Annotated in this window: 13 protein-coding genes; 7 read left to right on the top strand and 6 right to left on the bottom strand. The window is 58.0% G+C overall.

The features are described 5' to 3' along the window. The first annotated feature begins 5 nt into the window (after window positions 1-5). From BH714_RS22405 to BH714_RS22415, 3 genes are all read left to right on the top strand, one after another. Entirely contained in the window at window positions 6-851 is an 846-nt protein-coding gene (locus BH714_RS22405; RefSeq protein WP_040018943.1) for a transketolase, read from the top strand. Beyond that, the gene (locus tag BH714_RS22410; protein ID WP_014171295.1) at window positions 851-1,849 is read left to right on the top strand and encodes a transketolase family protein; all 999 of its coding nucleotides are present in this window, start codon (window positions 851-853) and stop codon (window positions 1,847-1,849) included. Before BH714_RS22405 ends, BH714_RS22410 begins: the two co-directional genes overlap by 1 nt. Window positions 1,850-1,922: 73 nt before the next feature. Beyond that, window positions 1,923-2,657 (top strand): class I SAM-dependent methyltransferase, encoded by a 735-nt coding sequence (locus BH714_RS22415; RefSeq protein WP_040018944.1) that lies wholly within the window; start codon window positions 1,923-1,925, stop codon window positions 2,655-2,657. Here BH714_RS22415 and BH714_RS22420 read toward each other — a convergent pair. Further along, on the bottom strand, window positions 2,651-3,253 hold the full coding sequence (locus BH714_RS22420; RefSeq protein WP_040018945.1) for a short chain dehydrogenase: 603 nt from the start codon (window positions 3,251-3,253) through the stop codon (window positions 2,651-2,653). The two genes, BH714_RS22415 and BH714_RS22420, sit on opposite strands and share 7 nt — an antisense overlap. A 97-nt stretch (window positions 3,254-3,350) precedes the next feature. Between BH714_RS22420 and BH714_RS22425 the strand changes: the two genes are divergently transcribed. The 3 genes from BH714_RS22425 to BH714_RS22435 all read left to right on the top strand — a co-directional run bounded on the left by BH714_RS22425 (window position 3,351) and on the right by BH714_RS22435 (window position 6,110). After that, window positions 3,351-4,259: a LysR family transcriptional regulator gene (locus BH714_RS22425; RefSeq protein WP_020883883.1), complete on the top strand. Its 909-nt coding sequence runs from the start codon at window positions 3,351-3,353 to the stop codon at window positions 4,257-4,259. 65 nt (window positions 4,260-4,324) lie between these two features. Continuing rightward, window positions 4,325-5,506, top strand: coding sequence for an aminotransferase-like domain-containing protein (locus tag BH714_RS22430; RefSeq protein WP_040018946.1), 1,182 nt, complete (start codon window positions 4,325-4,327; stop codon window positions 5,504-5,506). 85 nt (window positions 5,507-5,591) lie between these two features. Beyond that, complete coding sequence (locus tag BH714_RS22435) at window positions 5,592-6,110, top strand: DUF6622 family protein (protein ID WP_040018947.1); 519 nt, start codon at window positions 5,592-5,594, stop codon at window positions 6,108-6,110. A gap of 2 nt (window positions 6,111-6,112) precedes the next feature. Here BH714_RS22435 and BH714_RS22440 read toward each other — a convergent pair whose 3' ends face one another. Beyond that, window positions 6,113-6,532, bottom strand: coding sequence for a hypothetical protein (locus BH714_RS22440; RefSeq protein WP_040018948.1), 420 nt, complete (start codon window positions 6,530-6,532; stop codon window positions 6,113-6,115). 69 nt (window positions 6,533-6,601) lie between these two features. Between BH714_RS22440 and BH714_RS22445 the strand changes: the two genes are divergently transcribed. After that, window positions 6,602-7,360: an AraC family transcriptional regulator gene (locus BH714_RS22445; RefSeq protein WP_236918381.1), complete on the top strand. Its 759-nt coding sequence runs from the start codon at window positions 6,602-6,604 to the stop codon at window positions 7,358-7,360. On the opposite strand, the gene nudI is transcribed toward BH714_RS22445, so the two are convergent. The 4 genes from nudI to BH714_RS22465 form a co-directional block, all read right to left on the bottom strand. After that, on the bottom strand, window positions 7,332-7,757 hold the full coding sequence (nudI, locus tag BH714_RS22450; protein ID WP_040018949.1) for a nucleoside triphosphatase NudI: 426 nt from the start codon (window positions 7,755-7,757) through the stop codon (window positions 7,332-7,334). The two genes, BH714_RS22445 and nudI, sit on opposite strands and share 29 nt — an antisense overlap. Before the next feature lie 171 nt (window positions 7,758-7,928). After that, window positions 7,929-9,098 carry a beta-barrel domain-containing protein gene (locus BH714_RS22455; RefSeq protein WP_086462978.1) on the bottom strand — a complete coding sequence of 390 codons (1,170 nt, stop codon included), beginning with the start codon at window positions 9,096-9,098 and terminating at the stop codon, window positions 7,929-7,931. Window positions 9,099-9,108: 10 nt separating this feature from the next. Further along, window positions 9,109-11,310: a type I secretion system permease/ATPase gene (locus BH714_RS22460; protein ID WP_040018950.1), complete on the bottom strand. Its 2,202-nt coding sequence runs from the start codon at window positions 11,308-11,310 to the stop codon at window positions 9,109-9,111. Beyond that, window positions 11,307-12,710: a TolC family outer membrane protein gene (locus tag BH714_RS22465; RefSeq protein ID WP_014171284.1), complete on the bottom strand. Its 1,404-nt coding sequence runs from the start codon at window positions 12,708-12,710 to the stop codon at window positions 11,307-11,309. The genes BH714_RS22460 and BH714_RS22465 overlap by 4 nt, the downstream gene beginning before the upstream one ends. Window positions 12,711-12,767: the final 57 nt, after the last annotated feature.

Here is a 12,767-nt window from a genome sequence, read left to right on the forward strand (position 1 = left end):
CGAGAATGACGAATACGACAGTTCAACAGGTTGCCGCGGCCGCGTGGCGCATTCGCCGCTACGCGCTGCGAATGGGCGAAGTACAAGGTCAGGGCTATATCGGTCAGGCGCTGGGCTATGCCGACGTGCTGGCAACTGCGTTTGCGCACGGTATGACCTTCAGGGCTCAGGAGCCGGAGTGGGAAGGCCGCGACCGCTTCCTGCTCTCCCACGGACATTACGCCATTGCGTATTATGCGGCGCTGATCGAGGCGGGGATCGTTCCTGAAGAGGAACTTGAAACCTACGGCTCGGATGACAGCCGCCTGCCGATGTCCGGCATGGCAACGTATACGCCCGGCATGGAGATCTCCGGCGGTTCTCTGGGGCAGGGACTCAGCATTGGTGTGGGAATGGCGCTGGGGCTGAAGCACAAACAGAGCACGGCGTGGGTAATTAACTCCATGTCTGACGGTGAGCTGGACGAAGGTTCAACCTGGGAAGCCGCCATGTCAGCCTCGCATCATGGGCTCTCGAACTTGATTGTGCTGGTGGACATTAACCGGCAACAGGCGGACGGTAATTCACATAACATCCTCGGTTTTGAGCCGCTGGAAGATAAGTGGACCTCCTTTGGCTGGTATGTACAACGCGTTAACGGTAACGATATCCCCGCGCTGGTGTCGGCGTTTGATAATGCCAGACGCTATCCCGAACAACAGCCGCGCGTCATCTTATGCGACACGCTGATGGGCAAGGGCGTGCCTTTCCTCGAGCAGCGTGACAAGAACCATTTTATTCGCGTGGATGCCGATGAGTGGCAACAGGCGCTCGCCGTGCTCGATGCGAATAAACCAGAAGGAGTCCTGTAATGAGCCAGCCCGTCGAAAATAAACCGCGTTTAACCACCTCCGCCATGATTGCCTCGATTGCAGAGGAAGGGCAGGAAACCCGGGCCGCGCCGTTTGGCCACGCGCTGGTGAAACTGGCGGCTCAGCGTCAGAACATTGTCGGCATGACGGCAGATTTGTCGAAATATACCGATCTGCATATCTTTGCCCAGGCATACCCTGACCGTTTCTTCCAGATGGGAATGGCGGAACAGCTGTTAATGGGGGCGGCAGGTGGGATGGCCAAAGAGGGCTTTATTCCCTTTGCCACCACCTATGCCGTGTTTGCCACCCGCCGTGCCTACGATTTTATTCATCAGGTCATTGCTGAGGAACACCTCAACGTCAAGATTTGCGCCGCGCTGCCGGGGTTGACCACCGGCTACGGGCCAAGCCATCAGGCAACGGAAGATATTGCGATCATGCGCGGCATTCCGGGCATGACCATTATCGATCCTTGCGATGCGATTGACACTGAACAGGCGGTGCCTGCCATTGCCAGCCACGAAGGGCCGGTTTATATGCGTTTGTTACGCGGTAAGGTTCCGGTGGTGCTGGATCAGTACAATTACCGGTTTGAAATAGGCAAAGCCGCGCTGCTGGAAGAGGGCAGTGATGTGCTGATTATCGCCTCAGGGCTGATGACCATGCGCGCACTGGAGGCGGCAAAGCAGTTGCGCAAGGATAATGTCAGCGTGGCGGTACTTCACTCACCCACGATTAAGCCCCTGGATGAAGCGACCATTCTGGCGCAAGCCGCGAAACCCGGACGTCTGGTTATTGTGGCTGAAAACCACAGTAGCGTTGGCGGGCTTTGTGAAGCCGTGGCGTCGCTGTTGATGCGCCATCGCGTTAACGTCGACTTTGATACCGTTGCGTTGCCGGATGCGTTCCTTGATGCGGGTGCGCTACCGACCCTTCACGCGCGTTACGGGATTTCGACTGCCGCCATGGTGGAGAAGATCCGGCGCAGACTCTGATTTTCAGACGGGTATGTTGTCAACGGGCGAGGGGTGTTTTACCCTCGCCTCTGTTGCGATAAAGGAGTCCGTCATGGCACAAAACATCTACGACAACCCGGCGTTTTTTGAAGGCTATGCCCGGCTACCGCGTTCGGTGCAGGGTCTGGACGGCGCACCGGAATGGCCTGCGCTGAAAAGCATGCTGCCACCGTTATCCGGCAAGTCAGTTATCGATCTTGGCTGCGGTTACGGCTGGTTCTGTCGCGCTTCACGCGCGCTGGGGGCGGCAGAAGTGACCGGCGTTGATCTCTCCGAAAAGATGCTCGCCCGGGCGGCTGAACTGACGGATGATGCGCAAATTCACTATCAGCGCAGCGATCTGGCATCTCTGGCGTTACCTGAGAACAGCGTTGATTTGATCTACAGTTCACTGGCGCTGCACTACCTGCCGGCGCTGGATTCCCTGTTTGAGAAAATCCGGCGGGCGCTTAAACCCGGCGGCAGCCTCGTCTTTTCAATGGAACATCCGATTTACACCTGCGCCACACGTCAGGGCTGGTTGACCGACGACAACGGCGAGCGTTTCTGGGGCGTTAATCGCTATCAGGATGAGGGCGAGCGCGTCAGCAACTGGCTGGCGGACGGGGTGATCAAATACCACCGTACGCTCGGTACCACGCTCAATGCGCTTATTAAGGCGGGGCTGACAATAACGGAAGTGAACGAATGGGGACCAACGCAGGCACAAATTGATGCCTGGCCCGCGCTGGCCGAAGAGGCGGAACGTCCGATGCTGGTCCTGATTTCTGCCGCTAAGACTCAGTAACCCACTTTATACACCCGTCCATTCTGCACCCCTTCCACGCTGCGACGATAGGCCTGCGCCACCGTTGCGGCGGGAACACTTTCAAAGCCCGGGAAGAAGCCTTCGTACGCTTCCGCTGATTCGGTAAGCACCGTCGGGCTAATCAGGTTGATGCGGATCCCGCGCGGCAGTTCACAGGCCGCGGCGCGGACAAACCCTTCCAGGGCGGTGTTCACCGTGGTGGCATTCACCCCCTGTGCGATAGGCTCATGCGCCACGATCCCGCTTATCAGGGTGATGGAGCCGCCTTCATTGAGGTAATGCTGGCCGGTCAACGCCAGACGAACCTGTCCCAGCAGCTTGTCCTGCAAGCCCTGATTGAAATCGCTGTCTTTCATGGTCGCGAGCGGGCCGAAGTGCAGGCCGCCACTGGCAGAGACAATCGCATCCACCGCTCCGATGTTTTCAAACAATGCCTGCACGCTGGCCTGAGAGGTGATATCCACCTGGTAGTCGCCCTGCGTGCGACCCACGCGGATCACGTCGTGGCGACGGCTCAGCTCTTCTGTTACCGCACGACCGACCGTACCGCTGGCACCAATAATCACGATTTTCATAGCTGACTCCTTAGGTTGTGAGCCTTCATTCTTTAATAAATCAAAACTCAGATAAACTGGGCTAAAGTTAGAGGATTGCTAACCAGGGGTTTGGAATATGGATAAGCTTCGCAGCATGGAGACCTTCATTGCTGTCGTTGAGAGCGGCAGTTTTACCGGCGCGGCAGGCCGGCTGGAGATGTCGGCGGTGATGGTGGGGAAGTACATAGCGTTACTGGAGTCTCAGCTCGGCACCCGGCTGCTGGAGCGAAACACGCGGCGTCAAAGTCTGACGGACGCCGGGCGGGTCTATTTCGACGAGGCGAAGCGGGTGCTGGAGCAGGTCTCTATCGCCGAAAGCGCGGTTGAGCGACTGCGTGCCGCCCCAGCCGGGACCTTGCGGGTCACGGCGCCCACCTCGTTTGGCGGTTGTGTGATAGCCCCCCTCACGGCGACCTTTTTGCAGCGCTACCCGGACGTGCGCGTGGAGCTGGATCTGACCAACCGGATGGTGGATCTGGTGGATGAAGGGGTCGATCTGGCCATTCGCATCGGTGACATTCATAACGACGATCTGGTGGCGAAATACCTCTGCCCGTACCGAATGGTGATCTGCGCGGCCCCGGCGTATCTGGCGCGTTACGGCACGCCGCGAACGCCTGCCGATCTGGCGGATCATCTCTGCCTGTCACACACGGTGTGGACCGCGCGTAACGAATGGCGGCTGCCGGGGGTTGAAGGTGAGATGCGCTGGAAGCGCGATGCCATTCTGCGCTGCAACGATGGCTATGGGCTACGGATGGCGGCGAGAGCGGGGGCGGGATTATTACTGCAACCCGAAGTGCTGGTGGCAGAAGAGCTGGCGAGCGGCAGGCTGGTGCAGGTGCTGGAGAACTATACGCCTGCGCCACGACCGGTACATTTGCTGTGGCGCCAGGATTTACGTCCGCTACCCAAGCTCACGCAATTTGTCGCGCATATTCAGCAGGGCGCGGAATATTTCGGCCATGCCGTTGAAGAAAAGTAATTATCAAAGCCGCAGACTTATGCTACTAAGATTAGGCACATTATAAAAAAGAAGGTAAGCAAAGAATGTCTGTGAATAAACTCGCCAGCAGCGCACAGGGCCTGCAATCATCTGCCATCCGTGAATTATTAAAACATAGCAAAATGGCCGGGGTGATTTCGCTGGGTGGCGGTATTCCTAACCCTGCACTGTTCGATCATGAAGGCCTGAAAATTGCCGCTGATGCCGTATTATCACAGCATTTTGGTGAAGCTTTTCAGTACAGTCTGACCGAAGGCATCCCGGGGCTGCGTGAAGAAATTAAGCTCATCTGTGAAGGCCGTGGGATCGCCTGCAAGGCCGATGACGTGGTCATTACGTCCGGTTCGCAACAATCTCTCGACGTGCTGGCGCGGGCGTTAATTAACCCGGGCGATACCGTCGTCGTCGAACGTCCAACGTATCTCGCGGCACTGCAGGTATTTGGTCTGGCACAGGCCAAATTTGAATCCGTGGGCACCGATGGCGACGGAATGAAAGTGGATGAACTTGAAGCACTGGTGGCGAATAAAACCATCAAGGCGGTTTATATTGTTCCGACATTTGGTAACCCGGGTGGGGTAACGCTTTCTGAGGTGCGTCGTAAACAGCTGGTGGAATTATCGAAGCGCTATGACTTCGTTATTATCGAAGACGATCCGTACAGCGAAATTAATTATACCGATGAAGTGTTCCGCCCGTTAATTGCCCATGCCAAAGATATCGGCAATGAAGAGAACGTCGTCTATACCTCGACCTTCTCCAAAATCCTCGCCCCGGGCACTCGTGTGGGCTGGGTGCTGGTACCGGAGTGGCTGAAACGCGCGGTGGTTAATCTCAAGCAAACCACCGATCTGCACACCAGCACGCTGTCACAGCTGATGACCTATGAGTACCTGAAAACCGGTCGTCTGGCCGATCAGATTAAAATGATCCGTGAAGCCTACCGCCAGAAATACCAGACCTTTGCAAATGAACTGGAGGCGGAACTGGGTGATGTCATGACGTTCCATAAGCCGAAGGGTGGAATGTTCCTGTGGGCCAAAATGAACAATGGCATCAACACCACGCGCTGGCTGGAAAAAACGTTAAGCAACGGCGTGGTTTTTGTGCCGGGTGAGTTCTTCTATTGCAATGAGCCAGACCATACGACGCTCCGCATGTCGTTTGTCACGCCAACCGATGAAGAGCTGAAAGAGGCGGTTCGTCGCCTGAAAAAATCGCTGTAACAGACCTGCGCATAATGGCACCTGTGCTGTTATGCGCATTACTTGTGCAGTGCGGCCAGCGCCGCAAGCGTTCATGGTGAATCCCATGTTTGAATTTCTGATCGGTATCCTCACGCACACCCCCGTCTGGGTGTGGGTCCTGTTTATCTTTCTCGTCTCCCGTGGCCTCAACGCCCGTAAGCCTGCCACCGTTACGCTGGAAAGGCTGGCCATCATTCCTGCCATCTTTCTTATCTGGGATATCTACGATCTGGTGGTCTATCGCGATCTTACTCTCGCGACGGTGGCCCTTTGGGTTGCGGGGATTGTGGCGGGCGCGGCGCTGGGGTATGTGCTGATTAAGCAGACGGTCATCACCCGCACCGACGCGCCGCGTACCCTTTATCGCCAGCCTGACAACACGGCTCTGCCGTTTATGATGCTGGCATTTGGGGTGAAATACGTGCTGGGGGTGATGAACGCCCTCTCTCCCCAGACGTTGCAACAGCCCGCCATGAGCGCGCTGGCGATAGTCTCCGGCGGGGTATTTGCCGGAGTGTTTATCGGGAAGTTTACGCGCTATGTGAGTGTGTATCTCAGCGGCGCACCGCAACCGGCTGAGTAACGTTAGCGCGTTGCATGGGCCAGCGTGCGAGCAGAAGCTTCACCGTTGGCTACTCGCGTGACTTCGTGGATCCGGCAGATTTTTCCTGCACATAGCGTGGCAAACATATAAACCTCTATTTCAGCCTGATGGCCTTCGGGATACGTGACGGTCACGATATGCCGGTCAGCCAGCAGTGTGTCATGACACCCTATCTGTTCCACGCGGAAGGCGATATCGCGGATCTGCGAACGCACGTGCTCCAGGTGCTGAATAAATCCAGAATAATCAAGAGAATGACCGTCCGTGATCTGCTGATACGCTGGCGAAAAAACGTCTTTCGGATCAATTTCGCCTTTAAACAGGCCGGTCAGTAAACGGGACATTTCCTCACGCAAACTAGCATTGTCAGACTGGGTAATCAGGCGGGTGATGATGTTCATGGTGACTCCTCGTTGCGTTGAGCCGCCATTATCCTTGACAGACAGAGACGTAGTTTCTGTAATAAGCCAATGAATAACGATTTTCGGCCAAATAACGTGGTCAGCTTCGAGACACTTTTGCATCCAGGTGGATACCATACGCCGTGGCACAGCCATCAGGCCGGTCAGCTCTGGCGGATTACGACGGGTCTGCTGGTTGTCGAAACAGCGTCTGGGCGTTCGGTTGTACCGGCGCAACATATCGGCTGGATCCCGCCCGGTCAGGAGCATGCTGCCTTTTCCGGGAGTGCGATTGACGGTCATGCGATCTATCTGGATCCCGCAGGGTGTGAAGCGCTGCCCGGTGAAACGACGCTTTTCGAACCCGACGAGCTCACCAGCGCGCTGTTTTCACGCTTAAATGCTGAAGGCAGCGGGTACGATCCGCGAAAGCTCGCCCTGCTGCTGGATGAACTGGCGCGGGGCCGTCAGGTGCGCTATCTGCTGCCCATGCCAGCCGATCCCCGATTAAAGAAGGTAGCCAGCCATCTGATGCAACGTGTGGACGACAACCAGACGGTTGAGCACTATGCCTCCCTTGCGGGAATGAGCGTGCGAACATTCCACCGTCGGTTTAGCGCGGAAACGGGCATGAACGTTGTTAACTGGCGGCAACTTGCCCGCGTCATGCGGGCAATGGAGTGGCTGGCAGCAGGTAAACCGGTTGGCTGGATCGCGCTGTCGTGCGGCTACAACAGTATCAGCGCGTTTATTGAGGTTTTCAGGGCCTTTACCGGCAAAACGCCCGGGCAGTGGGCGCTTAAAGAAGCCCCTTCTGTGCGAAGGTAATGCGCGTGGCTTCGTTCAGATCCAGTGCTTTGATCGCTTCCGGGCGGACCCAGGCAACCTCCTGAAACTCGTCGTTAAACGTCACCTGCCGATTTGCACTGATGCAGTCGAAAATCAGGTAAATCATATAAATCTCTTCCGTGGTGCCATCGGCATAGGTTTTCACCCGAATGTCGTCGCGAAACGCCCAGGGTTTGACCTCCGTGATCTCCAGCGCGTCGCCCAGCTCTTCGCGAATTTCACGGCGCAGCGCCTGCTCCATGGTTTCTCCCGGCTCCATCCCGCCGCCCGATAACGCCCACTGGCCGGGAAATACGCCGCGGTCATCGGCCATTTTGCACAGCAGATACGCCCCGTCGTTCTCAATGATGGGGCAGACAATAGTTCGTTGACGCATGGTTTCTTCCTGAAAAATGAGTTTGGGCTATTTTAACAGAAGGCGGAAAGGGAAAAGGTAAACGAGGTCAGACTTTCGCCGCTGGGTTAAGCGGTATTGTTGCGGGTTACGGATGCCATGACTCCGGCCCTCTTCCACGGGCAGAGGGCCGGAGAAACAAACCGCCAGTGATTAGCGCTCTCGCAGCGCCTCTTTCGCCCGGTTGAACGGCTTGATCATGTAATCCAGCACCGTTTTCTCACCGGTTTTAATGTCCACCGTCGCAATCATCCCCGGCACGATTGAGAAGTGCCTGCCTGCTTTATTCACCAGGTAATCCTGGCTGGTGCGGATAAATACCCGGTAATAGAACACCTCCGGCTTGGCTTCGTCCTGAATGGTGTCCGGCGAAATGGTTTCAACCACGCCGTGCAGCCCGCCATAAATGGCGTAATCGTAGGCGGTGATTTTTACCAGCGCTTCCTGATTCGGATGGATAAAGGCGATATCGCGCGGGGAGAGGCGGGTTTCGATCAGCAGGTGATCGTCCACCGGTACAATCTCCATCAGCTCGCCGTTAGGCGGGATGACGCCACCGATGGTGGTGACTTTGATGTTTTTCACGATCCCGCGCACCGGAGATTTCACCGTTAAGCGGGTCACTGAATCCTCGCGGCCTTTGAGGATCGCCGAGACCATATCCACTTCAGCGTTGGCCTTGGATAACGCCTCGCGGGCCTGAACATAGTACTGGGATCGCACGTCGGTGAGTTTCAGCTCCAGATCGCTTTTCTGCCGCTGCAGGCGCAGTACCTCCACGTGGCTGGCGGCGCCGGTTTTCACCAGACGCTGAGTGATCGCCAGCTCCTTATTCGCAAGATCCAATGCCGCACGCAGCTCCCGCTGGGTATCTTCCAGCTGCGCACGGCGTGAATTATAGAGCCGGGTTTCGGCAGCGGTCAGATCGGTCCACTTCGCCAGCGAAGGGGGAAATTTCAGCGGCAGATCGTTTACCTCGGCGTACAGTCGCACGCTGGAGGCCAGCGAGGCACGGTAGCGCGCCGCGCTTTCACCAACGTTAGATTCTGAACGCGTGGGATCGAGCCGCGCCAGCACTTGTCCGGCCTGCACCTGGTCACCCTCATGGACGTTCAGCTCGGTGAGGATCCCCCCGTCGAGCGACTGTAAAACCTGCTCGCGCGAACTGGGGATCACTTTGCCCGTGCCGGTTGAGACTTCATCCAGCACGCCAAACCACGCCCAGACGCCGAGTACCACGAACATCAGTAAAGAGAAGATAACAATCCGCCGCGCACCGGTGTAGCCGCTTTCGGAGTCGAGCGCATTGTCCAGGTCGTCCATTGCGGCGACGTCACGCTGACTGATTTTCATTTTTCCACTCCCGTCCTGTTGCTGCCTGCTGCTGCTGCTGTTGCTGCATGCGGCTGTTGTTCAGCGCCTGCGCTTTCGGCGCGTCCATCACCAGCATTCCCTCTTTGAGCACCACGACCCGCTCCACCAGTTCCAGCACCGGCACGCGATGCGTGGCGACAATCAGGGTGCGGTTGCCAAGCCAGGCGCTCAGACGCTGGATAAATTCCCGCTCGGTGTGCTCATCGAGCGACGCAGTCGGTTCATCCATCAGCACAATATTGGGGTCGCGAAGCAGCATGCGCGCCAGCAGAATGGATTGCCGCTGGCCGCCGGATAACCCCACGCCGTTCTCCATAATTGGGTAGTCCAGACCCTTCGGCAGTTTCTGCACAAAGCCCGCAGCGCCGGTTAACTCCAGCACCTCGAAAATCTCCTCATCGGTGGCGCGCGGCATGCCGAGGGTGATGTTTTCGCGCAGGGTGCCGTAAAAGAGCCGGGCGTTCTGGGTCATAAAGCCGACGTTGCGCCGGACATCGGCGACATCGAGGTGCGGGAGGCTGAAGTTATCGAGCCGCAATTCACCGCCGGCGAGATCCATTCCGCCCGCCATCGCCTGCAGCAGGGTCGATTTTCCGGCGCCGTTACGCCCGAGGATCGCCACTTTTTCACCTGGCTTAATCTCCAGACGGTTAATGCGCAGGGCCATGCGCGGATCTTCCGGGTGATAGCGGAACTGTGCCTGCTCGAAAAGATAGTGACCGCGCAGTACATCCTGGCGGATCGGCGTCTCCTCACGCTGGTTTTCTGTGGGGAGCTGCATGATGCTGTCCAGTCCCTCTTTCGCCGCTTTGACCTGCTGCCAGCGCGCCAGCACGCCGCACAGGGTGGCCATCGGAGCGATCATGCGCGAGGCCAGCATTGAGGCGGCGACCACCGAACCGGTCGTCAGCGTGCCGTCGATCACCATCGGCGCACCGACCACGATCACCCCGGCATAGACCAGGCTCTGAATCGTCATTCCCCAGCTGATCAGGTTCTGGGTCAGTTCACGGGTGCGCAGGCCAGATTCAGCGGTGATCTGGATGTAGCTGTTCCACTGCTGCAAAAAGCGGTTTTCCGCCTGCATCAGCTTTATGTCCTCCAGCCCCTGCACGCTCTCCACCAGCACGGCATTGCGCAGGGTGGATTCGTGCGCCGACTGCTTCGCGAGCTCTGCCAGCTTTTTCTGCAGCAGCAGACCGGGCAGGACCATGATCACCGCGGCGACCGGTGCGATCCACGCCAGTTGGGGAGCGATGATTGCCAGCACCACCACGAACAGGAAAAAGAAGGGCAGATCGACAATTGTGGAGATGGTGGAGGAGGTGACCATCTCGCGGATCTGCTCCAGCTCGCGTAGCTGGGAGATAAAGCTGCCGGTCGAGCGAGGGATGGCGCTGTTGCGCAGCCGCAGGGCGTGACCGAAGACCCGATCCGATACGCGCAGATCGGAGCGTTTACCCAGCAGATCCATAATGTGCCCGCGTGCCACGCGCAGCACAAAGCCAAACAGGGTGGCGATCAGCACGCCGATAGTCAGGACATACAGCGTCGGGTAGGACTGCGCGGGGATCACCCGGTCATACACCTGCATGGAAAAGACAATCCCCGACAGGGACAGGACGTTAATGAACAGCGCGGCGAGCATCACCCAGCTGTAGGGGCGCAAGTCGCGCATTACCAGCCGGTAAAGCCAGTCCGGACGGTATTTCGAAATATAGGCATCCACGCGGCTGTCTTTCAGCGCGGCCAGTGGGCGCAGGGCAATGACGTGGCGGATGGCGGGCAGCATGGCGGTCATCGAAAGCCGGTTGGTGTAGGTCTGATCGTCGAAAAAGCTGACCTCCAGCGTATCGTCGCCATCGAAATGTTCGATCACGCCGATCCTGCCGTCGTTCATTGCCGCCACGACCGGCAGACGCCAGCTGTTGATCGCCTGCTGATCCGCCGTCAGCAGCTGAAACGACAGCCCTGCTTCACGGGCCAGCTGAGTCAGTGCAGGCACCATCGGTTTGCCTTTTAGCCACGGCGCGCCCGCGAGCAGCGCACCGGGGGAGCAGGCGACGCGGTAGCGCGTGGCGACAAAACCAAAGGCCTGCGCCCACTGCGCCAGGGCCTCATCCGTCATGGTCTCACCTTGCGGGATATCGCGTTGCTTCATGGCTGGATCTCCACGGTCTGGATGGTGCGGTTATCAAGATCGAACGCGTGACGCAATTGCCCGGTGTTATAGAGGCAGTTGAGCTGCAGCTGGTGCAACTGTCCGAGGGTCTGCTGCTGGGTAAAACGCGCCTGATAGACCTCCTGCTCGGCGTTAAGCACATCGAGCAGCGGGCGCGAACCCAGATCGAGATATTGCTGCTGATAGAGTTCACGGGTGCGGGCGCTGAGCGCCTCCTGACGGCCCTGAATCTGCAGCGTGCTCAGCAGGCTTAATACCTGGCTGCGCGACTCCAGCAGTTTCTGGCGTACCTCGAGGCGGGTACGCTGAATGGTGGACTGTGCGGCTTCTACCGCGTGGCCTGCGGCGTTACGCCGGGCGGTGAGGCCGCCGCCCTGATAGAGCGGCATCTGCACTTTCACCCATGCAGAGTATTGGGTGCGATCCCGCGTTTCGTTACCCGCATAGCGTTCGTTCAGGTAGTGGCGCACCTCCGGCTCCAGCGAGACGGTCGGTGTCATCTGGGCGTCGGCGTAGTCGAGATTGGCCTGGGCGACGTTAGCCTGCGCCCAGGCGGCTAATACTGCCGGGACCAGACGATCGTCCGGCTCGGCAATGTCGCAGCTGCGGGCCAGCTTTTGTGGAAAATCGTTGCTGATCGTGTTGAGGGTGTTCCAGCCAAGGAAGCTCATCAACGTGGCACGGGCGCTGTCGAGGCTGGCCTGGTACTGCATCAGCTGGGCGCGCGCGCCTTCGATACGTGCATCGGTCTGCACTACGTCAGAGAGTGAGGTGGCCCCTTCGTCATTACGCTGGCGGGTGAGGGTACCAATCGAAGAGAGCGCCTCAAGCTGCTCTTTGGCGGTGTCGACCATTTGCTGCCAGGTTTGCACCTGCACCATCGCGATGGCGGTATCGTGAGCGATGGTGTCGATGCTGACCAGCACGTTGGCCTGCTGCTGGGCGACGCCGGCACTTTCCGCACGCACTTGGCTTGCCACCTTGCCAAAGTCGTACAGCATTTGTGAGAGGGAGAGCACCAGCGACGGAGTAAAGCCATTATCGTCGCCGTCGTGGGTATAACCGTTATCCATGCCGGCATTAATTTGCGGATAGTATTTCGATTTGGCGACGTCCACCTCTTCGCTTTGTTGGTAGAGTTTCCCCACGGCTTCACTGATGGCCGGGTGCCAGGTGACGGCGCGGTTGACGGCTTCGCCAAGCTGCAGCGTGCCGGGGGCAGCCTTGCCGACGACAGGTGCCACGCGGCCATTCAGAGAGGGGAGTTCCTGCGTTTCACGGAGTTGTCCGGTATTGATCATCGCCGCCGGCGTCGCGGAGAGGGCGGGCACAGATATCAGGCAGCACGAGAGCCACCAGTAAGGCATCTTCATTCCCATGTCTTATCCCTAATAAAAATGTACTGCTTTATTGTTTATGCCCGGGCGCTGTGCGCC

The sequence above is a fragment of the Enterobacter ludwigii genome (assembly GCF_001750725.1).
Taxonomy (GTDB): Bacteria; Pseudomonadota; Gammaproteobacteria; order Enterobacterales; family Enterobacteriaceae; genus Enterobacter; species Enterobacter ludwigii.